Below are 23,988 nucleotides of genomic sequence, written 5' to 3' on the forward strand. Positions count from 1 at the left end.
GTCTTTCCATTGGAGGGTAGTCAAATGGGATATGGAGCGTTTGCAGCTCTGCGCAAGGTTCTGGTTTCAGGGCTGTTTGTCAGTTGGGGCTATACGGCAACAGCCGAGCCCGTCGTGATTGCTGCGCTGGGGGATTCGCTGACCCAAGGCTATGGGCTGGTCGAACAGGATGGGTTTGTCTCACAGCTGGAAGGTTGGCTGCAGGCGAACGGGGCCGAGGTTCGGTTGATCAACGCGGGTGTCTCGGGGGACACAACGGCAGGCGGCGCGGCGCGGGTCGCGTGGACTTTGACGCCGGATGTGGACGCAATGATCGTGGTGCTGGGTGGCAACGACTTGCTGCGCGGCCTCGACCCCGACCTGTCGCGCGCCAACCTGACCGCGATCCTGACCGAGGCCAAAGCACGCGATGTCGAAGTCTTGCTGATCGGCATGCAGGCCCCCGGCAACTATGGACCAGACTACAAACAGGCGTTCGACACGATCTACCCGGATCTGGCTGAACAGTTTGATGTCCTTTACGCCGAGAGTTTCTTTGACGGTCTCGCCTCGGGAGGTGATCCGAGCGCCGTCGGTCAATACATGCAGTCGGACGGCATTCACCCGAATGCCCAAGGCGTCGCGCTGATTGTTGAGGCGCTTGGCCCGTCTGTGCTGGAGCTGATCAAGACGTCGGGTGAACAGGGCTAGGGGCCGTTAGACCACTGTGACAACCGTTCCGATCGGCACGCGGTTGTATAGATCCACCACATGTTCGTTCATCATCCGGATACATCCGTTCGACGCGGCCCGTCCGATTGTCTGTGGCTGCGTTGTGCCGTGGATACGGAAATAGGTGTCGACCCCGTTCTGAAACAGATAAAGCGCCCGCGCGCCCAGTGGATTGTCGCCACCGCCGGGCTGGACATAGTCGTTGTCCTTGAAACGGGCATAGGCCACCGGGTCCCGCTCGATCATCTCATTGGTGGGACGCCAGGTGGGCCATTCCTTCTTGACGTCGATGGTTGCGGTGCCGGTGAACTCCAACCCGGCTTTGCCGACGCCACAGCCATAGCGGATCGCCTTGCGCGGTTCGGTCACGAAATACAGGTAGAAGGAACGCGGTACGACCAGCAGTTGCCCTGGCTGAAACTGCTTTTTGATCCGGACGAATTGTGGTGTCGGATCATACTCGGCGGCCTTCTTGGCACCGGCAATGCCCGGGAGAAGGCTTAGAGCTGTACCGGCCAGAAAAACACGACGTGTAAACATTGGGGCCTCTTGAATTGACCTATAAAATCATCATTCGAATTGCAGAATGATATCTTATTTGGTCAATTGTGGGGCAAACATTACGAAATCGTGATCTGTGGCCTGATGCCCATAAAAAAGGGCGAGGTTTACCCCCGCCCGTCTGAGTGGCTTATGCCAGCTCGATATTGTCCGCGCTTTCGCGACCGTCACGACCCGAGCGCAGCTCGTAGGTGACTTTCTGGTTGTCGGCCAGACCGGTGAGGCCCGAACGCTCGACAGCCGAGATGTGTACGAAGATGTCTTTGCCGCCATCTTCGGGCGCGATAAAGCCGTAGCCTTTGGTGGTGTTGAACCATTTTACGGTGCCTGCGGGCATATCCGTGTCTCCTGTTTAGTGCTGCCCACGTGGATGCGGCAGCCTGGCGTCGTTGTCCGGATCGATAGACTGAGCGCCGTAGAAGGAGACAGTGGGTCGAAATAGAATAACGGTAGCATCTCTGATATGGCATTGGGGTGGGCTTGTGGCAAGGGGGGACTGTGGACTTCTACGGCAGCACCCACACTAGCTTGGACAGTTCTGCCTATCGATCAATTACAGTCGAAAAGGAAATTTCACGGACTCCAAGTTCGAAATACCTTTGAGCTATCTTTAACGCTATGCAACGAGCATCGCTCGCCGTGTCGAATGCAAACCTTGGCTCGGTTCCGTCATCTTCATCTAGGATGGTGTGGCTGCCAAGTCTGACCATCACGTTCATCGAACCATGGTATAGTTTGTTTCGAAAAGAATAAAGTGATCGGAATTTTCCGATAAGCGGATCAACGTTGTCGGGATGCATGATGGCTCTAAATCGCGAAATTTGCTGCTCTTGGGATAGCCTCTCGTTGCGTTTTCCTAAGAGTGCTTCAATTGCTGAAACGAACCAAACAACTTGTTGCTCTGGAGTTTTTTTTGCGTGCAAACCATTAACGATATAGCCGATGCCTCGACTCAACTGACAAAACTGTTTCTTTTGCGTTCCAAGAAACATCTGGCTTAGTTTTTCGAACACAGAGCCAATGCAAAGTTCTCTCAAGTGCGAATGGTTGGCGAGATCGCGAACAGAATCCATTTCCGTGGAAAAACGTGATTCGACTGATGCGTCATCTGTTGTCGAGTTCGAAAGCGAAGCGGCGTTAAATTGTGGCCCCCAGGCAATAGTGTTCGCGAGTGCCGCTAGACTCGCAAAAGCATCTAAGTCGCGATGAATGCTAGAAGAAACCAAAAGTGCCCTCATCGAACCATCGGGGCGCTGTTGCCGATAGTGTGAGCCCGGGCCCCACCCCCAATCGGCATTTCCGACGCTTTCTAGATAGAGGCCTCGCGCGTGTTTTTCGTAGTCTTTCAAGCTATCTCGATTGAGCCTGAACGAGAACTTGATCGTATTCTTTGTATCAAATCTCCCACTAAGGAAGTTGGCGCTTATAATCTCAGCATTACTAGCGCGTTCCACGGTCACAATAGCGTTGCTTGAGCGGCTTAACGGATAGGTTCCGCTCAAGCTCAGGATTCCCGAAGGGTCGTTGCCGCCCTTGAACGGCGATGACGGAGCCAAGAGTACATATGGAGCGCGCCGAATGCGGCCCATGGTTACCGCGCAAACTTCTTGTGCTTCAACCGCTTGGGCTCCAGCGCGTCCGGTCCCAGACGGCGCTTTTTGTCCTCTTCGTAATCCTCGAAGTTGCCCTCGAACCACTCGACATGCGCGTCGCCCTCGAACGCCAGAATATGCGTACAAATCCGGTCGAGGAAGAAGCGGTCGTGTGAGATCACGACGGCACAACCGGCGAAATCGACCAGCGCGTCTTCCAGTGCGCGCAGGGTTTCGACGTCGAGGTCGTTGGTGGGTTCGTCGAGCAGCAGGACGTTGCCGCCCTCTTTCAGCAGGCGGGCCATGTGGACGCGGTTGCGCTCACCGCCTGACAGCAGTGAGACCTTCTTCTGCTGGTCGCCGCCCTTGAAGTTGAAGGACGAGCAATAGGCGCGGGAATTGACCTGTGCGTCGCCTAGCTGGATGATCTCGGCGCCGCCGGTGATCGCCTCCCACACGGTGTCGTTGTCTTTCAGGTCATCGCGGGACTGGTCGACATAGGACAGCTCGACCGTGTCGCCCAGCGAGATGGTGCCGCTGTCGGGCTGTTCCTGACCAGTGAGCATCTTGAACAGGGTCGATTTACCGGCGCCGTTGGGGCCGATGACGCCGACAATGCCGCCGGGGGGCAGGGCAAAGTCCAGCCCTTCGATCAGTTGCTTGTCGCCCATATGTTTCGACAGGCCCTCGACCTCGATCACCTTGCCGCCAAGGCGCTGGCCGTTGGGGATGACGATCTGGGCGCGGGTCAGCTTTTCGCGTTCGGACTGGTCTGCCAGCTCGTTATAGGCGTTGATCCGGGCCTTGGATTTGGCCTGACGGGCCTTCTGGCCCTGACGCATCCATTCCAATTCGCGCTGCAGGGTCTTCTGCTTGGACTTGTCCTCGCGTGCTTCCTGTTCCAGCCGTTTGGCCTTTTGTTCCAGCCATGCGGAATAGTTGCCCTCGTAAGGAATGCCACGGCCGCGGTCGAGTTCGAGGATCCAGCCGGTGATGTCATCCAGGAAATACCGGTCGTGGGTGACGATCAGGATGGTGCCCTTGTAGTCGATCAGGTGCTGTTGCAGCCAGGCGATGGTTTCGGCGTCCAGGTGGTTGGTCGGTTCGTCCAGCAGCAGCATGTCGGGCGCTTCCAGCAGCAGCTTGCAGAGCGCCACGCGGCGTTTCTCACCCCCCGAGAGGTTGGCGATGTTGGCGTCGTCCGGCGGGCAGCGCAGCGCCTCCATGCTGACGTCGATCTGGCTGTCGAGATCCCACAGGTTTTCGGAATCGATCGAATCCTGCAGGGCGGTCATCTCTTCCATCAATTCATCGGAGTAGTTTTCCGCCATCTCGATGGCAATCTCGTTGAACCGGTCGACCTTGGCCTTCTTCGCGGCCACGCCCAGCATGACGTTTTCACGGACGGACAGCGATTCATCCAGCTGCGGTTCCTGCGGCAGATAGCCGACCTTGGCGCCCTCGGCGGCCCATGCCTCACCGGTGAAGTCGGTGTCGAGACCCGCCATGATCTTCATCAGCGTCGATTTACCGGCACCGTTAACGCCGACGACACCGATTTTCACACCGGGCAGAAAGCTCAGGTGGATGTTTTCAAAGCATTTCTTGCCACCGGGATAGGTCTTTGAAACACCCTGCATGTGGTAGACATATTGATAGGCGGCCATGTCGCGTCCTCTGGGTCGGGGAAATTGGGTTGAAACGCTTGATATCCAAGCGGGGCGGGCGGGGCAAGCTGGTGGTTTCGTGATTTTTCCTCGGAGCCAGGTTGGGCTAGGATGGCGACGGAACGAGAGGCGAGAGATGTCGAAACTTGCAGAATTGATTGCAGGATGGTCCAAGCCCGGTCGCGTGGATTGGATCGGTGCACGACCAGCCCGACGGGTCGAGATCGTCATCTTGAACGATGCATTGATATCTAACGATGGTTTGGAGGGAGATCGTGGCCGTGCTGGCAAGCGGGCGGTGACGTTGATCCAGCAGGAGCATCTGGGGGCGATTGGGTCCTATCTGGGGCGCGGGCCGGTTGCACCGGAGATTCTGCGGCGCAATCTGGTGGTGTCGGGGATCAATCTGGCGGCGCTCAAAGGGCGTGAGGTGCAGGTGGGAGAGGCCATTCTGCGCTTAACCGTCATCTGCGCGCCGTGCAGTCGGATGGAGGAGGCGCTGGGCAAAGGCGGCTATTCTGCCGTGCGCGGACATGGCGGCTGGTGCGCCGAGGTGGTGCGATCCGGGCGGGTCAGGTTGGGCGACGTGGTGCAGCCGGTTGATTGACAACCCGCTTCAGTTCTGAACATCAGCAAGGTATGTTGCGCAGCCAGTTGCCATATGCACGGCCCGGACAAGTGATAGGGCTGTTCGGGGGGTCGTTTGACCCTCCGCATCAGGGACATGTGCATGTCACACTTGAAGCGATCAAAGCGTTCGGCCTGGATCGGGTATGGTGGCTGGTGTCTCCGGGCAACCCTCTGAAACAGCGTGGACCTGCGCCTTTGCCGAGTCGGCTGGAAGCCGCGCGTGCGATGATGCAGCACCCGCGCGTGGAGGTGACGGATATCGAGGCGCTGACGGGGACGCGGGCGACGGCGGATACTCTGGTGGCTCTCCGGCGGCTTTATCCTCAGGTTCGGTTCGTCTGGATCATGGGGGCCGACAATCTGGCGCAGTTTCATCGGTGGAAGGATTGGCGGCGGATTATGGATGGCGTCCCCGTGGGCGTTGTGGCGCGCCCGGGGGATCGGATTTCCGCGCGGATGTCGCCAGCAGCGCGGGTTTATGCGCCCTACAGGATAGACGGGCAGGCGCGGCATATCTTGGGGCGTGCGCAGGCCCCGGCGTGGTGTTTCGTGAACGTGCCGATGGTCAATCTCAGTTCAACTGATCTTCGCAATCGCGGCATCTGGGCAAACGGAGTGTTGCCCCAATAGCTACATTGCCTGCATATTCTCATGCAATGGTTGTCCAAATTTCATCTCTGGGATTTTAATTGACCCATGGTTGATCGTATTTCACGCCGTTTGTTTCTTGCAGGGTTCAGCGCATCCGCGATCCCGGCGGCTGCCTTGGCGCAGGCCCCCTTGGTGTCCTTGCGGCCTCAGGCGCGTGGGCCGCAGCTGACGGGGGCCGAGCGGTTCGTGCGCGCAGCCGGGTTGCGCGGCGATGTGATCTTTGCTGTGGCGGATGTTGAGACAGGAACCCAACTTGAAGCGCTGGGGGGTGAGGCCGGGTTGCCTCCGGCCAGTGTCGGCAAGGCGCTGACGGCGCTTTATGCGTTGGACGTTCTGGGGCCAGATCATCGCTTTGAGACCAGGCTTCTGGCGGATGGGCCAATTGAGGATGGCATACTAAAAGGCGATCTGATCCTTGTCGGTGGCGGGGATCCTCTGCTGGATACGGATGCGTTGGCAAGCATGGCGGCCAATCTGCGCGAGGCTGGGGTGACCGAGGTGCGCGGGGCGTTCAAGGTCTATGACGGAGCCTTGCCCTATGTGTTCAGCATCGACCCGGGCCAGCCGGATCATCTGGGCTATAGCCCGGCGATGAGTGGGATTTCGTTGAACTTCAACCGCGTTCATTTCGAATGGAAGCGGGCCGGGACGGAATACAACGTCACGATGGACGCGCGCAGCGCCAAGTACCGTCCGGATGTCGATATGGCTGTGATGCGGGTGGAACCGCGCAGCCTGCCGATCTACACCTATCAACCCAGCGCGCGTCAGGACCGTTGGACCGTGGCCAAAGGCGCGCTGGGCAATGGCGGCGCACGTTGGCTACCCGTTCGAAAACCTGCGCTTTATGCGGGCGATGTGTTTCGCACTCTTGCCCGCTCAAACGGGGTTGTTCTGGGTCGGGTGCAAGTCACGCAGGAAACCCCGAAAGGCACTACGTTGGTTGTGCATCAGAGTGACCGGTTAGAAAGCATCCTGCGTGGGATGCTGAAATACTCGACCAATCTGACGGCAGAAATGGTTGGTATGGCGGCGACCAAAGCGCGCGGGGTCAGGCCGCATGATCTGGTGGATTCGGCGGCAGAGATGAACCGCTGGGCGGCTGAGACCTATGGCGCCACCCAAATCGCCATGGTGGACCATTCGGGCTTGGGGGATGCGTCCCGCATGCCTCCGGGTGATCTGGTGAAGGCGCTTGTTGCGGCCCGCAAAACCGGGGCGCTGCGGCCCCTGCTCAAGCCGTTCACGCTGACCGATAGTCAGGGACGGGCGGTCAAGGATCACCCCATCAAGGTGAATGCAAAAACCGGGACGCTGAACTTCGTCTCGGGGTTGGGCGGGTTTCTGACCACGGCCGACGGGTCCGAATTGGCCTTTGCGATCTTTACAGCAGATGTGGACCACCGCGCCACGATCCCGCGCGAACAACGCGAACGCCCTGAGGGCGCGCGCAGTTGGAACCGTCGGTCGCGCAAGCTGCAACGGGCGTTGATTGAACGCTGGGGGTCGCTCTACGGGAGTTGAACCTAAACCGCATGGCGCGCGCGGGCACCACGTTCGATTGCGGCTGCGTGCAGGCGGTCGATGCTCAGCTCATAGCGGATTTCTTCCAGCAAACGCAGCTCGGTCTCGGCCAGCGCGCCGTCTGCGGCGGCAACGTCGCAGGCCAGCGCATAGGCCGTTTCGTTCAGGCGCTCGGGCAAGTTGTCACGGATCAGGCCGAAGAGGGCATCCAGTCCATCTTCCTGCTCGAACAGGTCGAACACGATTTGCGAAACGCGACGGGTGCGGTCGATATCATAGCCCGCAAAAACCGGCAGCATATTCACTGCGCCTTCGATCTTGACCAGTTCGGCGGTGCGGATCGTCTCATCCGACGCCGAGATCGCGACCATGATCGCCACAAGGCAATCTTGCGGAGACATCGGGTGTGGAATTTGATCGGTCATTGCGTCGTCCTGAGTCAATTGCTGCCGTCGCACGATAGGAGGGCTGGCGGACAGGTTCAACGGCTTTTGCTGGCGCGCGTCAGAGAATTGGCAATGGCCCCCGCGTTTTGGTCTGGCGCAACACGAAATTGCTGCGGGTGTCACGCACCAGACCTGACTTTAAAAGGCGCTGCATGATGAATAGCTCAAGATCTTCGGGCGATTTTGCGTAGACCTTGAGAAGAAAGTCATGATCTCCGGTAATCGACGCGCATTCCACGATCTGTGGTTCCGTCTCTACCAGCCGCAGGAAGGCGTTGATGCTGTCTTCCTGATGGCTCTGCAATGCGACGTGGATATAGGCAATTGCGTTCAGCCCGACAGACTTGGCGCGGACCTGCGCGGTGTAGCCGGATACAACGCCCGAGGCCTCAAGATCCCGTACCCGACGCCAGCATTGCGAGGTCGATAGACCCGTGCGGTCTGCAAGTTCTTGCATCGACAGGCGGCCATCGGTTTGCAGCTGTTGCAGGATGGCCAGGTCGGCGGGTTGAAATGTTTGTGTCAATTTTTCCCCAAATCCAAAATGAATCATTCAACTTTGGGCTATTCTATCCTCAGCACAAACTGAATTCACCATGAGTTGCGAATAAAATCTCTCTGAATGGGAGGAGCAGATGCCGAAATCAACAAAATACCGCGCAAAAACCGCCGATCCGCAGGGCCATATTGCCTACACCGCTGAAGAAGATGCCGTTTGGGCCGATCTTTATGCGGCGCAGCAGGACAACGTGCAGAAATACATGGCGCGTGACTATCTCGACGGTCTGAAACGGTTGGAACTGCCGAAAACCCGGGTGCCTTCATGCAAAGATATTTCAGAGCGTTTATTGGACCTGACCGGATGGCGGGTGCAGCCCGTACCTGCACTGATCGGGTTCGAGACCTTCTTCGCGATGCTGGCCGATAAAGTGTTTCCAGCGGCGTCCTTCATCCGCTCACGCGAGGATTTCGACTATATCGAAGAGCCGGACATCTTCCATGAGATATTCGGGCATACGCCCTTGCTCAGCGATCCCAGATTTGCGGCGTTCAGTCAGGCGATCGGCAAGGCCGGTGTGCAGGCGGGTCCAAAGGAGTATGCTTGGCTGATCCGGCTTTATTGGTTCTCGGTCGAGTTCGGGCTGCGGTGGCAGGACGGTGAGATCAAGGCGCTGGGCTCGGGGCTGGCGTCTTCGCCGACAGAGCTTGTCTACGCGGTCGAAAGCGACATTCCGGACCGGGATCCATTTGACGTGCTGACGATCATGCGCACCCCATACCGGATCGACATGCATCAGATGGGCTATTTTGTGCTGCAAGACCCTGAGGCGCTGTTTGCTGCGGCCGACAGGGATTTGCTGGCAGATGTGAGGCAGGCGCAGTCGCTTGGCTTGCTGCCCAACAAATTCCCGCCCAAAGCAACAGCAGCGGAGTGATCGAAAATGACCACAACAGGACAAACCTGCAATCTATCAGACCGTAGTTGCGTACCTTGTTCCGGCGGCATTCCGGCCCTGACGGCAAACGAAGCGAACGCTCATATGGGTGAGCTGTCGCCGGATTGGACGCTGAACGCCGGATCGACCGAGCTAAGCCGCCACTTTGCGTTCAAGGGTTTTGCCAAGGCGACATATCTGGCCAATCTGTGTGCATGGCTGGCGGATCAACAAGGCCATCACCCCGATATCTCGTTCGGCTGGGGCTATGTAGATGTCAGGCTGACAACCCATGAAATCAGTGGGCTCAGCGAGAATGACTTTATCTGGGCGGCGAAACTGGATCAGTTGACCGCTTAAATCTGCCTTGGCCCTTGGAAAAACCCCGCGCATTTGTTGACTCATGCTGCACCGGCACAATAGGAGGGGCCGGTCGGTTGCAAAGGGTGGCCGGCGCTGTTTTTCCCGATGGAGCAAATCTGATGTCTGAACTGCGTGAAACCGCAATGTCGTCCAAGGCCTGGCCTTTCGAAGAGGCGCGCCGGTTGCTCAAACGCTATCAGAAGAACGTTCCGGAGAAGGGGTTCGTGCTGTTCGAGACCGGCTATGGCCCCTCGGGCCTGCCGCATATCGGCACCTTTGGCGAGGTTGCGCGGACAACGATGATCAAGCGCGCGTTCGAGGCGCTGTCGGATATCCCTACCAAGCTGATCTGTTTCTCGGACGATCTGGACGGCATGCGCAAAGTGCCCGGCAACGTACCGAACCCGGATCAATTGCAGGACTATCTGCAATGCCCGCTGACCTCGGTGCCGGATCCGTTCGGCGAATACCCCAGCTTTGGCGAATACAACAACGCCATGCTACGCCGGTTCCTCGATACCTTTGGGTTCGAGTATGAGTTCTATTCGGCGCGTGACTTCTACCGCTCGGGTCAGTTTGACGAGGTGCTGAAGCGCGCCGTTGACAACTATGAGGCCATCATGGCCATCATGCTGAAAAGTCTGCGGGAGGAGCGTCAGCAGACTTATTCGATCTTCCTGCCGATCCACCCTGAAACCGGGCGGGTTCTGTATGTGCCGATGAAGAAGGTCTGCGCCGAGACCTATACCGTGACATTCGACGATGAAGACGGCAAGGAATGGACCGTTCCCGTCACTGGCGGTAATGTGAAGCTACAGTGGAAGCCGGACTTTGGCGCGCGCTGGGCTGCGCTGGGTGTCGATTTCGAGATGTACGGCAAGGAACACGCGACCAACGAAAAGATCTATGACGCGATCTGCCGTGCTTTGGGCGGTCGTGCGCCCGAGCATTTCTCGTATGAGCTGTTTCTAGATGAAAACGGCCAGAAGATCTCGAAATCGTCCGGCAATGGCGTGTCGATTGACGAATGGCTGACCTATGCACCGACGGAAAGCCTGTCGTATTTCATGTATCAAAAGCCCAAGACGGCCAAGCGGATGCATTTCGACGTCATTCCCAAAGCCTATGATGAATATCATCAGCAGTTGCGGGCCTATCCGGGGCAGGAGTTGAAGGCGCAGCTGAACAATCCGGTCTGGCATATCCATGGCGGTGATGTCCCGGAATCGACCCTGATCGTACCATTTGCCATGTTGCTGAACCTCGCGTCGGTTTCCGGGGCCGAGGACAAAGAGGCGCTGTGGGGGTTCATTCGCCGCTACGCGCCTGAGGCGACAGCAGAAAGCCACCCCGATCTGGATCAGGCGGCTGGTTTTGCCGTCCGCTATTTCAACGATTTCGTCAAACCGACGCGCAAGCACCGCGCCCCGACGGATCAGGAGCGTGAGGCGCTGGAAGCGCTGAAAGCCGCGCTCGAAGCCTATGATGGCCCGGCTGAGGATGAGGCGCTGCAATCGGTGGTCTATTCCATCGGACGCGAGCGGTTTGACCCGATGCGGGGCTGGTTCACCGCACTCTATGAGGTGCTGTTGGGTGCCTCGCAAGGCCCGCGCTTTGGTGGCTTCATTGCGCTTTACGGCGTGCCGGAAACGATTGCACTGATCGACAAAGCCTTGGCCGGAGAGCTGGTCTGATTTGACCTGATCCCGCATGGGGCTACCGTTCCGTCAGGAGGTACCCCATGCGTCGTTTACTGCTTGCCCTGTCCCTGAGTGCCGGTTTGGCTTCTGGTGCGTTTGCCCAGAGTGCCGAGATCGAGGCCAATATCTCGGCCCAGATTCAGGCCTTCGAGGCGGATGATTTCGCCACGGCCTTTACCTTTGCCAGCCCCAATATTCAGCGTCTCTTTGGAAATCCGGACAATTTCGGAGCGATGGTACGCAATGGCTATCCCATGGTCTGGCGTCCCTCTGATGTGCGGTTTCTGGAACTGCGCGAGGTCGCAGGTGCGTTGTGGCAGAAGGTCATGATCACCGACGGCGATGGCGCGGTTCACATTCTCGACTATCAGATGATCCAGCAGGAGAATGTCTGGAAGATCAACGGCGTACAGCTATTGGGTCGCGCTGACCCAGCAGCCTGATGCAACACCACCGTCACGGTCGAATGAGTGGCGGTTAATCCCTTTTGGATACTCAGACTGTCGCGTTCGGGATGGACCTGAACACGGCGTTTGAACGTGCAGCCGTTGGGCCGCGCGACGAGGAAAGGGATTTCTATGAACAAGGCAATCACCGACGGCATCGTGTTCATGCCGCCTGCTTTCGAAAACGGTCTGGGCGTGTGGTCAGCGGGCGATGGTACGCCGGGCTCACCGACCTATGATGGCTCGGGCACCGGGGCATATGTGCCTTCGGATGCGGATTTCGGCGGTTGTCTTGAGATCCTGAAGATCAACAGTCCGCAACAGCTGCGATACATGGGCCAGACCCCGATCCTGCCGGGGTGCTATTTGCAGATCAAGGCGCGGGTCAAGGCAATCAGTGGCCCTCTGCCCGAGGTGCGGATCGCTGCCTGGGCCGGTGCGGCAGGTGACACCCACCTGACAGGCGTGGTTGAGCAGGGCCCGGCCACCCAGCTGACAAGCTATGGCGCAGTGACCGAAATCACCGCGATAGTGGGTACAGGTCAGCGCCCGGGCGTGGATATGGCCTGGGGTGTCGGCGCGCTTTATGGTCACTTCGGTATTGATATCGAAGGGGCAAACGGGGCCGTTATCCGCGTCGATGATCTGGAAATCACCGATGTAACCGGCGTGTTCCTGCGTGAGATCATCAGCCGTGTGGATGTGCGCGACTATGGCGCGGTGGGCGACGGCATCGCAGACGACTCGGCCGCGTTCGAGGCGGCAGACGAAGCCGCTGGGGGGCGGCGTATTTTTGTGCCCCAAGGCACCTATCACCTGGCCGAGAACACCAGCCTGTCATCCGAGGTCGAGTTTGAAGGCACGGTCACTATGCCCGACGACAAGATGCTTCTGCTGCTGAAGAACTACGACCTGCCCGCCTATATTGCCGCGTTCGGGGATGAAGAGCTGGCCTTCAAAAAGGCATTTCAGGCGTTGTTGAACAACTCGGACCATGAATCGCTGGACATGGGCGGACGCAAGATTGCAGTGACCGCCCCAATCGACATGTTTGCCGCCGTTCCTAACAAGCCGGGGTTTTCGACCCGCCGCGTGATCCGAAACGGCCAGTTTGATGTCAAAAGCAGTTCGGCCTGGGACACCGAGACCTTCACTTCGGTCGCGACTTATGATCCGGCGGATTCGACCCGTCTGACCAATGTGGCCAATGTGGCCAACATCCCCATCGGTGCGCTGGTTCAGGGCAGCGGCGTGGGGCGCGAGATCTACGTGCGCGGCAAAGATGAAAGCGCCGGAGAGCTGACGCTGAACGCACCGATGTATGACGCGGCAGGAACCCAGACCTTCACCTTCGTGTCCTTCAAATACCTGCTGGATTTTGGTAATTTCGGAGTGCTGCGCAAGTTCGGGATGGAACAGATCGAGTTTCAGTGTAACGGCCGCTGCAGCGCCATCCGTCTGGCACCAGCGGGCAGCACGTTTTCCTTGTCGGATTGTTTCATCAGCCGCCCGCTGGATCGCGGCATCACCTCGATTGGGTCTGGCTGCAAAGGGATGCTGATCGACAATTGCCAGTTCCTGTCGTCAGAAGAGTCGTTCATTGTGCCCGATCGCAAGACGATCGCGCTGAACACCACCTCGAACGACGTGAAGATCCGCCACAACCGGGCGGTGCGTTTCAAGCATTTTGCGGTTATCGGCGGGGACAACAACATGATCCTCGGCAACCACTTCTTCCAGGGCGACAGTATCCCGCAAGGCGTGCGGACCGCTGGGCTGATCATGATCGGCACCTATAACAGCTCGACCATCGCCGAGAACTACGTGGACAATTGTTTTGTACAGTGGACGAACGAGCGTGACACTTCGCCGGCCTATGTCTCGGGCTATTCCTTCAGCGCCATGAGCATCACCGACAATATCTTCTACTCCAGCGAGGCGCCGCCCTGGTTCAGCTATATCGTGATCCGTCCGCACGGTCCGGGGCATTTTCTGAACGGGCTGGCGGTCACGGGCAACAAGTTCCGCTCGAGTGGGACAGATCTTGAACGCGCCGACCGGGTGGATACGTCCTTTGCGGATCTGGATGCGGATCAGCACATCAACGTCACGTTCAGCAACAACACCTATCACGGCATTGATGCCAAGGTGGAAAACCCGCTGCGGGTGCGACACAGCCAGAGCTCGGCCTCGCAGGTCTGGACCATCGACTCGGACGGTCGGTTGCCGTTCGGGGCCAAGGCCCGCAGCTGCGATGCGGTGGCGGTTCTGGGGCCGCTTAGAACGGCGCTTGGGTCGGTGCGCCATTCTTTTCCCTATGCCGATGTCGAACAGGGCAGCAATGGCGATGCCGTCCAACTGCGCTGGGCCGAAAGCCTGAGCGGCGATGTCTCGGTGCATATGCGTCTGGAAGAATAGCGACACCAGCAAGCCGCCTCTTTCCCGGGGCGGCTTCGCTTTGGGCGACAGGAAAGACAAGACGTTTTCGAAACCTGTGCTAGGCTGAGGGTAAGCCAAAAGGAGGACCCAGATGCCGACCATAGCCAAAACCGCCAGCGTTCAGACCGTCATTACCACATTTGAGATGACACCCGGCACCTGTCAGGATCTGCTCGAGGCGCTGACCGATGCCTATTCCGAATTCATTTCAAAACAACCCGGCTTTGTATCGGCCGGTCTGCATGTCAACGACGCCCAAACCCGGATTGCCAATTATTCGCAATGGGAACGGCGCGAGGATTTTCTGGCCATGCTGCGCACACCGGAAATGCGCGAACGTAACCGCAAGATCAATGAGCTGTGCAAGAGTTTCGAGCCGGTCATGTATGACGTGGCTGAGACCTTCAATTAACGCAGACCCTGCGCTCTGCGTCAGATGTCTGTTGCATCAATGCGGTGGGCCTTGCCAAACCCGCCGTTCAGCAACCCATCTTCAATCTCGAAGCGGACAAAACTGAAATCGGCGAAATCCGCATAGAGTTTGGCCTTCGGGCGCAGTGACAGGTACCTCTGGCGGAGGTCGTCGTGATCCGCCGTTCCTCTAGCAACCAAATGGGCCGTCGCGTGCAAGGTCAGCCGAGGATGCGTCAGCGGGTCCCCCTTGGGGCCGGGGCTCCCGATCAACAGGGCGCAGGCCGGGTTGTCTTGCAGCGCCCGGCTATGGTCCGACAGGCTTGAAATCAACGAAATCGGCTGCCCCTTGGCATCTGTGGCCAGAGCAATCCGCGAAACTGATGGCATCGCGGTGCCCGGCCTCAGAACGGCCAGCGCTGCATGGGTAGCCTCATCCATCAGCTCCCGGATCAGGTCGCGGGCGGCGTCGTCAAGCGGCTGGTAGGGGGCTTTGGTTGGCATTGTGCCTCGCATTGATGAGCGTGAGGGTGATCCTAACGGCAACGGCTTTTGTACGCGAGGCGTGTTCTGCCTCGGCTTCGCCACAAATCTTCGGTATTGCGGTGGCATTATGCCTCGCAAATCCACTCTGGACGATCCCTTGCCATCCAAACGTCAGCGCCGGGCCGAAGCTGCCCGGCGGCGCGCGCTCTCTCCGGTGCGTATTCTGCTTATGGTTCTGTGCCTGCCGCTGACCGTCGCGTTGATTTCGTTCAATATGTTCGTGCGCCTTTCAGACTATGGCCGGGATGAGGCCATGGTCCACCTGATCGCGCTGGCCGGGTGCGATGCCTCTCGGGCCATGGGGTTCGGTGCGTTCTACGAAGGCTATGCGGGCTATCATCCGCGCAACGATCCGGATGGTGATGGGGTGGCCTGCGGATCAGATGTTGCGCAGCGTCAAACGGCCCCCTCGCCGGGCACAACCACGCCCCGCGAAACCAGCGCCAGCCAAAGGTCTGTGGGCGACGCCAAATTCATCAGGCCCTGAATCCCGTGGGTTGAGAGCTTTCGTAGCAGCGACCGCTTTGCCTGTGGCGCTGCGGAAATCTGCCAGATCATGCTATAATTTGCTGCGTTGGTACCAATCTGGTGCCTCCATCGGGCAATTTCGCCCAGTTTGGGAGGACAAAGATGTTTGCACGCGTAACTCAATTTAAGATGAAGCCCGGCACGCGCGAAGCGGCGACGGCGAAGATGAACGAATTGAAATCCGAAATCATGGGCATGCCGGGGATACACAGCTTTACCAATGTGATGAACGAGGACGGCTCGGGCTATGTGATCTCGGTTGTCGAGAGCGAGGCGACCTCAAACGCAAACGCGCCCAAAGTGGCCGAGCTGTGGGGGCATTTCGCCGAGTTCATGGAAGGCCCGCCGACACCGGTTGGGTATGATGTGATTGCCCATTGGGATAAGGGGTGAAGTTTGGGCGGGGGTTTCCCCGCCCGTTTTTGGCCGGTGTGTAGGATGGGGTTCTACCCCATCATGCGTTCAGGTGGCCGTAGTGTGATGGGTTGGAAACCCATCCTACGCTTGCTAGCTCCGTGAGTTGTAAGTGACTCGGGCGACAGCAATGGCGATCAGGCTCAGCAGTTCTTGTGCGAAAAGCAATAGGAGAACACCAACCAAAATATATGGAGCGCGCGGATGGGTCCAATAACCGGGTTCGAAGAATGTGAGTAGCAGTGAGAAAAGCAGAAAGAGGAGCTTCCCTCTAGTGCCGTTGGCGAAGACACTACCGAAGCTGACTCCTTCAAAGTCGCGTAAGTAGGAGTCAGCTTTTTTCCGGAGACGATTTATAAAAGAAGAGTCACTCAAAAATCAGGCCTCCGGAATGGTACCATCAATCACCTATAGATAGCATGCTATTCGCGACCTCGAATTGCGCCAAGCATAGCATTCAAATGAGCCGTCTCACCTACTAAAAGGAATTCCAACTTTTCCGTCGCTGACGTAAACGTATGAAGCTTCCTTTCATTAACATCAAAAATTGAATAACTGGTTTGTGGCAGTTTATCAGACAGAGATTTGTCCATAATCAGTCCCGCCATTTGAGCCTTAAGTTTGGACAGCTTCTTTTTGTTGAAGAAAAGCTTCACGGCATGGTTCTGCCCATCTAGGCGCAGACCGAGCTCTGGGTTTATCGAGAGCTGGAATTCTGGAGTCGACCAATCACCACGAGGTGGGTCGAACCAACTTACGTCATCGAAATTTCCACGCCATTTGAAATATTTTTCAATGGTTGTTTCAAAGTTCTTTTGCTTTTTTGGGTTTTGTGCTGCTACGAACTCATCCCAATCCACTTCATTGGCGAATTTCTCGAAGCCTATCAGTTCCTCACGCACGCGCTTGTAGTAGTCTCGCGCAGGGTCGTATGGCGTATTGCTTTGCCTCCAAGCTTGTAGCGCGGTTGTTGCCTTAGGTTCACCAGTTTGAGCGATAAATTCCAAGAACTTGGTAAAACTCACACGTATCATAATCTCTCCATAAAAATGTACAGAGATGCTAGCATGCAGTGTACGGTTGTTTAACTTGTATTTTTTCTGCGCCTTTTCACATTCCCACCCCTTTGCCCCGGCCTCCCAGCCGTTGAACGCCCACGCGATTTCACTGCATCCTCAGACGCCTTCTCAACCGCCCATTGACGCGCCATGGGGTCGTCGGCGATGGCCAGATCGACCGCTTCCAGACGTTTGATCTCATCCCGGATATTGGCGGCCTCTTCGAATTCCAGGTTCTCGGCGGCTTTGCGCATCTGATCGCGCAACCCGTCCAGATGGGCCTCGAGATTCGCGCCGTGCATCGGTTTGTCGATGGTGGCGGTGACACGGTTCATGTCGACATCGCCTTCGTGAAGACCGGCCAGAACGTCCTCGACGTTCTTCTTCACCGTCGCAGGCGTGATGCCGTGTTCTTCGTTATAGGCGAGCTGTTTGGCGCGGCGGCGGTTGGTCTCGTTCAGGGCGCGCTCCATCGAGCCGGTGATTTTGTCGGCATACATGATCACCCGGCCCTCGGCGTTCCGCGCGGCGCGGCCGATGGTCTGCACCAGAGAGGTCTCGGACCGCAGGAAGCCCTCTTTATCCGCGTCCAGAATGGCGACCAGACCGCATTCGGGGATGTCGAGTCCTTCGCGCAGCAGGTTGATGCCGATCAGCACGTCGAACGCCCCCAGCCGCAGGTCGCGCAGGATTTCGATGCGCTCCAGCGTGTCGATGTCGGAATGCATGTAACGCACCTTTATGCCCTGTTCGTGCAGGTATTCGGTCAGGTCCTCGGCCATGCGTTTGGTCAGCGTGGTGACCAGCGTGCGATAGCCGTCAGCGGCGACCTTGCGCACCTCGTCCAGCAGGTCGTCGACCTGCATCGAAACGGGTCGGATTTCGACCTCGGGATCCAAAAGCCCGGTGGGGCGGATCACCTGTTCGGTAAAGACGCCGCCGGTCTGTTCGATCTCCCACTTGGCCGGGGTGGCCGAGACGAAGACGGATTGCGGGCGCATGGCGTCCCATTCTTCGAACTTCAGCGGGCGGTTGTCCATGCAGGACGGCAGGCGGAACCCGTGTTCGGCCAGCGTGAACTTGCGCCGATAGTCGCCCCGGTACATGCCGCCGATCTGCGGGACCGAGACATGGGATTCGTCGGCAAAGACAATGGCGTTGTCGGGGATGAATTCGAACAGGGTCGGGGGTGGTTCACCCGGCGCGCGACCCGTGAGGTAGCGCGAGTAATTTTCGATCCCGTTGCAGACGCCGGTGGCCTCAAGCATTTCCAGATCGAAATTGGTGCGCTGTTCCAGACGTTGCGCTTCCAGCAGCTTGCCCTCGCCGACAAGTTGATCCAAGCGGATGCGCAGTTCCTTTTTGATGCCGATGATGGCCTGCTGCATCGTCGGTTTCGGTGTGACGTAGTGCGAGTTCGCATAGACGCGGACCTGCTCCATCGTGTCCTTGCGTTCGCCGGTCAGCGGGTCGAATTCGGTGATGGTTTCCAGTTCCTCGCCGAAGAACGAGAACTTCCAGGCTCGGTCCTCAAGGTGGGCAGGCCAGATTTCGAGAGAATCGCCCCGCACCCGGAACGACCCGCGCTGAAACGCCTGATCGTTGCGGCGGTATTGCTGGGCAACCAGATCGGCCATAATCTGGCGCTGGTCATATTCGCTGCCCACCTTCAAATCCTGCGTCATCGCGCCGTAAGTCTCGACCGAGCCGATACCGTAGATGCAGGACACCGAGGCGACGATGATCACGTCGTCCCGTTCCAGCAGCGCCCGCGTTGCCGAATGGCGCATGCGGTCGATCTGTTCGTTGATCTGGGATTCTTTCTCGATATAGGTGTCCGACCGCGCGACATAGGCCTCGGGCTGGTAGTAGTCGTAGTAAGACACGAAATATTCTACCGAGTTCTCGGGGAAGAAGCCCTTGAATTCGCCATATAGCTGCGCGGCCAGTGTCTTGTTGGGCGCAAGGATGATGGCGGGACGCTGCGTTTCCTCGATCACCTTGGCCATGGTGAAGGTCTTGCCCGTCCCGGTCGCGCCCAGCAGAACCTGGTCACGCTCGCCGTCCAGAACGCCTCCCGCCAGTTCCTTGATAGCCGTGGGCTGGTCGCCTGCGGGGGAAAAATCGGTGTGCATGACAAACGCTTTGCCACCTTCCAGCTTCAGGCGGGCGCGGATATCTTCTGAGGTCAGCTGAGTCTTGTCGGAATGAGCATAGGCCATAGAGGGGGGATTCCTTTCGCGCCTGATTTTGATCTGTTTTTGTTCCGGTTCAAGGGGGCATTTCCATTGCACGCAATTGCGACAATTGCGGACTTGTCCGAATGGATGCTGTGGCGCATAAACAAAGCCAACAAAGTGAGTACGGAGAGGCGAGATGCGCGCACGGATTTACCAGCCTTCGCGAAATGCGATGACCTCGGGCATGGCCAAGACCCGCAAGTGGGTTTTGGAATATGAGCCTGCGTCATCGCGTGAGGTTGATCCGTTGATGGGCTGGACGTCGTCCGATGATACCCAGACCCAGGTGCGTCTAAAATTCGATACCAGGGAAGAGGCGCTGGATTACGCCAAGGACAATGGTATTGACGTTCAGGTCAGCGAGCCGCACAAGCGCAAGCTCAACCTGCGTCCGCGCGGATATGGGGAAAATTTCGCAACGGACCGTCGCAGCCCCTGGACGCACTAAATGATCGAAATTCGACCGGCTGATCCGACGTCGGATGTTCTGCGCCCTGTAATTGAGGCGCATTTTGCCCATAGCGAACAAGCTGGTCCGGCAGAGAGCAATCACACTATGGGGCCTGACGCTCTGGCTGGTGAGGGCATTCGTTTCTGGGGGCTATTCGAAGAGGGCCGCGCCTTGGGCTGTGGTGCGTTGAAGACGCTGCCCGATGGTACCGCCGAAGTGAAATCCGTTCACGTCATCGAAGTTGCGCGTGGTCGGGGCTTGGCGCGCGTGATGATGGCACATCTTGCCGACCTGGCGGCCAAGGAAGGCATAAAAGCGCTTGTGCTTGAAACGGGCGCTGCGCATCTGCCGGATTATGAGGCTGCGCGTAGGCTCTATGAGGTGTTGGGTTATTCCTATTGTGGCCCGATCCATGGCTACGACGATGATCCAAACAGCGCCTTCATGCGCTTGGCTCTTGAACCCCGCCTTTAAAACCAGCAAGAAGGGCACAGCGGTCCCTTAGCTCAACTGGATAGAGCAGCTGACTTCTAATCAGCAGGTTGAGGGTTCGAGTCCTTCAGGGATCGCCATTTCACTCAGAAAACGCGGCTTGTCCGATCCGGACGTCTTTTTGGCGGGGGAGGGTCAGAAGGGCTGGCTGAGGGGGTCGTGCCAGCCCTTCTTAAGAGGGTTACTGAGTGGTAGGTAAATCAGTATTTAATAGTTACCAAATGCCTGCGGACCGCGAAATTGGGGGATTCCCGTAGTTACTGCGCTGTTATGCGGGATTCTGCGGTGCTCAAACGGCTGAGATGGGACCTGAGTACAGCCGCTTCATGTGATTTTAGAATGGGTGCAGCCGTCGGCCCATATGCGCCGGGATTTCCGCGTAGTTCGGGAAAAAGCGACAGTATTTCAAGGCGCTGAGAGTGATCCAGCGTGCCGAGTGAGGTTGGGGTCACGAAAAAACTCTCGCTTAACACGCCGTCAGATCTGATGATCTGATGTTGATCGAACATGATATGCCAATAGTTGACGTGCCCGCCCTCGCGAATCGATACACCCTCCATACCGCATAAGAATTTGGCTGCCACCAATGCGCGGGGCGCGCCAATCAGAAGCTCGGCCATACTGGCGTCGATCATCATCCGGTGCTGCTGCGAGACGACAAGTTCACTTGGGTTGCCCAGCGTGTTGGGGGAAAAGACCACAGGGGCAAAGCGCCCGGTGGCCGGAACGGAGGTGCTGCCGACCCACAGAACGCGCTGCAGGCCGTTGTCCTGTGTCCAGATCTGCTGACCCACATGGATCTGCTGAACGGGAACCGGGCCGTCGGCGGTTTCAATCAATGTATCGTCAGCAAAGCAAGCCACATAGTCCGAATACAGCGATGATCCTGCATTCGATCCGGCAACCTTGATGTACGAGGCCCCATCTGTCAGCCGCTCCGAGGCCGCAAAGCCCCAGACATCCGAGAACACGCCGTTTTGCGAAAAGACATACAGCCGGATGACTGGGCCGGTTGGCTGGTTGCTTTCGTCAAGCTGCCGAATGTCGATGAAGGACTCGGATTCGACAGGTGCGCCATTGGCCACAATGTCGCCGCCATCGGTGATGGTGTGTCCAAAGGCCTGATCATCTTCGAACACATCCGGATTGCCCGAGGTGTCATCTACAGTGACTGTTGTTCCGCCGCCCGCAGTATATTGGAAAACAGTACCGTTTGGTGTGTCCGAATTGTTGCGGATCGATGTGCCTATGATCCCAGCACTGGGGCTGTCCGTAACCACCATGTTTTCGCTGTCAATTGCAAAGAAGCTACGCAGTACCATTCAACATCCTGTTCGCATTTCGGTATTCAGCCGCTGGCTACAAAACGCGTTTCTATCGTGTTTGATCGGGATATCTATCCGGACTCGTGTTCATACAAGAACATGTTACCCAGAGGCCTCGTACTTCGCTGCCCCTCGTGGACCGCTTTGGACCGAACATGAGGTGAGGCCTGCGCCTTTAAGTGCATCCGTACCTGAACAAAGGCTACAATGTTGTTGCAACCGGTTGCAAAAAAATCCATTGTTGCGCCAGAGAACAGGATTCGAGGGTTTGGATGTTGAAGGTTGGATTGCTGGGCGCCGGACGGATCGGACGGGTGCACGCGCGGGCTATCGCGGCCCATCCGGGCAGCATGTTGTGCGCTGTTTCGGATGCCATGATCCAGGCTGCAGAGGATCTGGCCAATGACCACGGCGCCGAGGTCCGGGCGTCGGACCAGATCATAGCGGACCCTGAAATCGACGCGGTGCTGATCGCGACGCCGACCGACACGCATTCGGACCTGATCGAAGCCGCAACAGCGGCGGGCAAGGCAGTTTTATGCGAAAAGCCCGTCGATCTGGACCTTCAGCGCGCCATTTCCTGCCAGCAGGCGGTTGCCGCCCATGGTCAGCCCGTGATGATCGGCTTCAACCGTCGGTTTGATCCCAGCTTTTCGGCGTTGAAGGCGGCCGTAGACGCAGGCGAGATCGGCAAGGCCGAACTACTGTCCATCACCTCTTTCGACCCGGCCCCTCCGCCGGTGAGCTACGTAAAGGTTTCGGGTGGCCTGTTCCGGGACATGATGATCCACGATTTCGACATGGCGAATTTCCTGATGGGAGGGGTCCCGGAAACGATTTCGGCAGTTGGTTCTTCGATCGTCGACCCGGAAATCGGCGCGGCCGGAGACGTGGATACCGCTGTTGTCACAATGACTTATGCGGATGGTCGTATCGCGGCCATCAAGAATTCCCGCCGGGCAGCCTATGGCTATGATCAGCGGGTCGAGCTGTTGGGTTCAGAAGGTCTTCTGCAGGCGCAGAACATGCTTGAAAACACGGTAGTCAAATCGACATCCGCCGGCGTTGTTGGGGCTAAACCGACCTATTTCTTTCTGGAACGCTATATGCCCGCCTATCAGGCCGAATGGGCCGCTTTTGTAGAGGCAGCGGCCTCGGGTGCGCAGGTTCCGGTGTCGCTGGAGGATGGTGTTGCAGCCCTGGCCATGGCCGAGGCAGCAACGCTATCGGCACAGACCGGTAAGCCGGTTCATCTGGCTGAAATTTTGAAACCGGTTGCAAAATGACGGGATTTCCGGAAACTGTGCAAAGCTCCGCCGGTTTCCGGAGTGCAAGAGATTCGGTCTATCCGAATGATTGGGGCTGACGCCTCGACAGAAAACAAACTGTTCTTATGGGAGGAGATATAATGAACAAGTTCGTAAAAGGCGCGTTGGCGGCTGGTGCCCTGGCCCTCGCCACGCCTGCATTTGCGCAGGAGATTGTGGTCGTATCGCACGGCCAGGCGAATGACGCATTTTGGAACGTGGTCAAAAACGGCGTTGAGCAGGCCGGTAAGGATGTCGGTGTGAACGTGGAATACCGCGCGCCCGAGACCTTTGACATGGTGGCGATGTCCCAGCTGATTGACGCCGCTGTCAATCAGGAACCCGATGGTCTGATCGTCTCGATCCCCGATGCGGATGCGCTTGGCCCGTCAATCGAACGCGCCGTTGCGGCAGGTATCCCGGTGATCTCGATCAACTCGGGCGCGGAAGTTGCCAAGGAACTGGGTGCTTTGCTGCACGTGGGTCAGGATGAGTTCGATGCAGGTAAAGCAGCGGGTGAGGAACTGGCCTCGATGGGTGGTTCAAGCGCGATCTGTGTGAACCACGAGGTCGGCAACGTATCGCTCGATCTGCGCTGTGAAGGCTTCGCCGAGGGCTTCGGTGGCGACGTGACCGTTCTGCCAACCTCGAACGATCCGTCAGAGATCGAATCCAAGGTTGCCGCCGCGTTGGCTTCGGATGAGAGCGTGGACACTGTGATGGCTCTGGGCGCAAGCTCGGCCGGTGAACCAGCTGTTGCCGCCGCCAAAGCGTCGGGCCGTGATGTGAATGTTGCGTCCTTCGACCTGTCGGCCAACTTCCTGCAGTCGATCGTTGATGGCGATGCCGCATTCGCCATCGACCAGCAGCAGTACCTGCAGGGCTACCTGTCGGTGAACTTCATGGGCCTGCACGCCAAATATGGCCTGATGCCGGGTGGCAACGTACCTTCGGGTCCGAACCTGATCACGCAGGACAAGGCAGCTCAGGTTGTGGAACTGTCGTCGCAGGGTATCCGCTAAGCTCGGATCGGGCTGACTGAAAATAGGG

At 57.9% G+C, this 23,988-nt stretch carries 26 protein-coding genes and 1 tRNA gene; 17 read left to right on the forward strand and 10 right to left on the reverse strand.

Going from position 1 to position 23,988, the window contains the following annotated elements:
* Positions 1-24 precede the first annotated feature (24 nt).
* Positions 25-690 carry an arylesterase gene (locus AC2FD8_RS15770; RefSeq protein WP_496857647.1) on the forward strand — a complete coding sequence of 222 codons (666 nt, stop codon included), beginning with the start codon at positions 25-27 and terminating at the stop codon, positions 688-690.
* A gap of 6 nt (positions 691-696) precedes the next feature.
* Here AC2FD8_RS15770 and AC2FD8_RS15775 read toward each other — a convergent pair whose 3' ends face one another.
* From AC2FD8_RS15775 to ettA, 4 genes are all read right to left on the reverse strand, one after another.
* Entirely contained in the window at positions 697-1,251 is a 555-nt protein-coding gene (locus tag AC2FD8_RS15775; RefSeq protein ID WP_496857649.1) for a L,D-transpeptidase, read from the reverse strand.
* Between the two features lie 151 nt (positions 1,252-1,402).
* Entirely contained in the window at positions 1,403-1,609 is a 207-nt protein-coding gene (locus AC2FD8_RS15780) for a cold-shock protein (RefSeq protein ID WP_170378838.1), read from the reverse strand.
* 205 nt (positions 1,610-1,814) lie between these two features.
* Positions 1,815-2,774, reverse strand: coding sequence for a hypothetical protein (locus AC2FD8_RS15785; protein ID WP_496857651.1), 960 nt, complete (start codon positions 2,772-2,774; stop codon positions 1,815-1,817).
* A gap of 89 nt (positions 2,775-2,863) precedes the next feature.
* Positions 2,864-4,531, reverse strand: a complete 1,668-nt coding sequence (gene ettA, locus AC2FD8_RS15790; RefSeq protein WP_496857653.1) for an energy-dependent translational throttle protein EttA — start codon at positions 4,529-4,531, stop codon at positions 2,864-2,866.
* A 136-nt stretch (positions 4,532-4,667) separates the two neighbouring features.
* Between ettA and AC2FD8_RS15795 the strand changes: the two genes are divergently transcribed.
* The 3 genes from AC2FD8_RS15795 to dacB all read left to right on the forward strand — a co-directional run bounded on the left by AC2FD8_RS15795 (position 4,668) and on the right by dacB (position 7,336).
* Entirely contained in the window at positions 4,668-5,138 is a 471-nt protein-coding gene (locus tag AC2FD8_RS15795; protein ID WP_496857655.1) for an MOSC domain-containing protein, read from the forward strand.
* Between the two features lie 32 nt (positions 5,139-5,170).
* Positions 5,171-5,791 carry a nicotinate-nucleotide adenylyltransferase gene (locus AC2FD8_RS15800; protein ID WP_496857657.1) on the forward strand — a complete coding sequence of 207 codons (621 nt, stop codon included), beginning with the start codon at positions 5,171-5,173 and terminating at the stop codon, positions 5,789-5,791.
* A 66-nt stretch (positions 5,792-5,857) separates the two neighbouring features.
* Positions 5,858-7,336 carry a D-alanyl-D-alanine carboxypeptidase/D-alanyl-D-alanine endopeptidase gene (gene dacB, locus AC2FD8_RS15805; RefSeq protein ID WP_496857659.1) on the forward strand — a complete coding sequence of 493 codons (1,479 nt, stop codon included), beginning with the start codon at positions 5,858-5,860 and terminating at the stop codon, positions 7,334-7,336.
* Between the two features lie 2 nt (positions 7,337-7,338).
* Here the strand turns inward: dacB and AC2FD8_RS15810 are convergent, their stop codons facing one another.
* Both AC2FD8_RS15810 and AC2FD8_RS15815 read right to left on the reverse strand, forming a co-directional pair.
* Positions 7,339-7,761, reverse strand: coding sequence for a tellurite resistance TerB family protein (locus tag AC2FD8_RS15810; protein WP_496857661.1), 423 nt, complete (start codon positions 7,759-7,761; stop codon positions 7,339-7,341).
* A 79-nt stretch (positions 7,762-7,840) separates the two neighbouring features.
* Positions 7,841-8,308: an Lrp/AsnC family transcriptional regulator gene (locus tag AC2FD8_RS15815; protein ID WP_496857663.1), complete on the reverse strand. Its 468-nt coding sequence runs from the start codon at positions 8,306-8,308 to the stop codon at positions 7,841-7,843.
* 109 nt (positions 8,309-8,417) lie between these two features.
* Here AC2FD8_RS15815 and phhA point away from each other — a divergent pair, with 109 nt between their 5' ends.
* The 6 genes from phhA to AC2FD8_RS15845 all read left to right on the forward strand — a co-directional run bounded on the left by phhA (position 8,418) and on the right by AC2FD8_RS15845 (position 14,578).
* Entirely contained in the window at positions 8,418-9,218 is an 801-nt protein-coding gene (gene phhA, locus AC2FD8_RS15820; RefSeq protein WP_496857665.1) for a phenylalanine 4-monooxygenase, read from the forward strand.
* Positions 9,219-9,224: 6 nt separating this feature from the next.
* Positions 9,225-9,578 carry a 4a-hydroxytetrahydrobiopterin dehydratase gene (locus AC2FD8_RS15825; RefSeq protein WP_496857667.1) on the forward strand — a complete coding sequence of 118 codons (354 nt, stop codon included), beginning with the start codon at positions 9,225-9,227 and terminating at the stop codon, positions 9,576-9,578.
* Positions 9,579-9,700: 122 nt separating this feature from the next.
* A complete protein-coding gene (locus AC2FD8_RS15830) occupies positions 9,701-11,275 on the forward strand; it encodes a lysine--tRNA ligase (RefSeq protein WP_496857669.1) in 1,575 nt (524 codons plus the stop codon).
* Between the two features lie 47 nt (positions 11,276-11,322).
* Positions 11,323-11,724: a DUF4864 domain-containing protein gene (locus tag AC2FD8_RS15835; RefSeq protein ID WP_496857671.1), complete on the forward strand. Its 402-nt coding sequence runs from the start codon at positions 11,323-11,325 to the stop codon at positions 11,722-11,724.
* Between the two features lie 135 nt (positions 11,725-11,859).
* Positions 11,860-14,145 (forward strand): glycosyl hydrolase family 28-related protein, encoded by a 2,286-nt coding sequence (locus AC2FD8_RS15840; RefSeq protein ID WP_496857673.1) that lies wholly within the window; start codon positions 11,860-11,862, stop codon positions 14,143-14,145.
* A 112-nt stretch (positions 14,146-14,257) separates the two neighbouring features.
* Entirely contained in the window at positions 14,258-14,578 is a 321-nt protein-coding gene (locus tag AC2FD8_RS15845; protein ID WP_496857675.1) for an antibiotic biosynthesis monooxygenase family protein, read from the forward strand.
* A 20-nt stretch (positions 14,579-14,598) separates the two neighbouring features.
* Here the strand turns inward: AC2FD8_RS15845 and AC2FD8_RS15850 are convergent, their stop codons facing one another.
* Positions 14,599-15,081, reverse strand: a complete 483-nt coding sequence (locus tag AC2FD8_RS15850; protein ID WP_496857677.1) for a HugZ family pyridoxamine 5'-phosphate oxidase — start codon at positions 15,079-15,081, stop codon at positions 14,599-14,601.
* Positions 15,082-15,190: 109 nt separating this feature from the next.
* On the opposite strand from AC2FD8_RS15850, the gene AC2FD8_RS15855 reads away from it, so the two are divergent.
* The gene (locus AC2FD8_RS15855; RefSeq protein WP_496857679.1) at positions 15,191-15,610 is read left to right on the forward strand and encodes an excalibur calcium-binding domain-containing protein; all 420 of its coding nucleotides are present in this window, start codon (positions 15,191-15,193) and stop codon (positions 15,608-15,610) included.
* A 143-nt stretch (positions 15,611-15,753) separates the two neighbouring features.
* Positions 15,754-16,044 carry a hypothetical protein gene (locus tag AC2FD8_RS15860; RefSeq protein WP_496857681.1) on the forward strand — a complete coding sequence of 97 codons (291 nt, stop codon included), beginning with the start codon at positions 15,754-15,756 and terminating at the stop codon, positions 16,042-16,044.
* A gap of 443 nt (positions 16,045-16,487) precedes the next feature.
* On the opposite strand, the gene AC2FD8_RS15865 is transcribed toward AC2FD8_RS15860, so the two are convergent.
* Positions 16,488-17,099: a hypothetical protein gene (locus tag AC2FD8_RS15865; RefSeq protein WP_496857683.1), complete on the reverse strand. Its 612-nt coding sequence runs from the start codon at positions 17,097-17,099 to the stop codon at positions 16,488-16,490.
* A 50-nt stretch (positions 17,100-17,149) separates the two neighbouring features.
* Positions 17,150-19,345, reverse strand: a complete 2,196-nt coding sequence (uvrB, locus tag AC2FD8_RS15870) for an excinuclease ABC subunit UvrB (RefSeq protein ID WP_496857685.1) — start codon at positions 19,343-19,345, stop codon at positions 17,150-17,152.
* A 154-nt stretch (positions 19,346-19,499) separates the two neighbouring features.
* Here uvrB and AC2FD8_RS15875 point away from each other — a divergent pair, with 154 nt between their 5' ends.
* The 3 genes from AC2FD8_RS15875 (at position 19,500) to AC2FD8_RS15885 (ending at position 20,386) form a co-directional block, all read left to right on the forward strand.
* Positions 19,500-19,811 carry an ETC complex I subunit gene (locus AC2FD8_RS15875; protein WP_496857687.1) on the forward strand — a complete coding sequence of 104 codons (312 nt, stop codon included), beginning with the start codon at positions 19,500-19,502 and terminating at the stop codon, positions 19,809-19,811.
* A complete protein-coding gene (locus tag AC2FD8_RS15880) occupies positions 19,812-20,288 on the forward strand; it encodes a GNAT family N-acetyltransferase (RefSeq protein WP_496874321.1) in 477 nt (158 codons plus the stop codon).
* Positions 20,289-20,309: 21 nt separating this feature from the next.
* Positions 20,310-20,386 (forward strand) — tRNA-Arg (locus tag AC2FD8_RS15885).
* 177 nt (positions 20,387-20,563) lie between these two features.
* Here AC2FD8_RS15885 and AC2FD8_RS15890 read toward each other — a convergent pair.
* Complete coding sequence (locus AC2FD8_RS15890) at positions 20,564-21,628, reverse strand: Hint domain-containing protein (RefSeq protein WP_496857690.1); 1,065 nt, start codon at positions 21,626-21,628, stop codon at positions 20,564-20,566.
* Between the two features lie 275 nt (positions 21,629-21,903).
* Between AC2FD8_RS15890 and iolG the strand changes: the two genes are divergently transcribed.
* Together iolG and AC2FD8_RS15900 are read left to right on the forward strand one after the other, a co-directional pair.
* Positions 21,904-22,917: an inositol 2-dehydrogenase gene (gene iolG, locus AC2FD8_RS15895; protein WP_496857692.1), complete on the forward strand. Its 1,014-nt coding sequence runs from the start codon at positions 21,904-21,906 to the stop codon at positions 22,915-22,917.
* Between the two features lie 122 nt (positions 22,918-23,039).
* Positions 23,040-23,960, forward strand: coding sequence for a sugar ABC transporter substrate-binding protein (locus AC2FD8_RS15900; RefSeq protein ID WP_496857694.1), 921 nt, complete (start codon positions 23,040-23,042; stop codon positions 23,958-23,960).
* Positions 23,961-23,988 lie beyond the last annotated feature (28 nt).

It is taken from the genome of Ruegeria sp. YTSC192 (assembly GCF_059609705.1).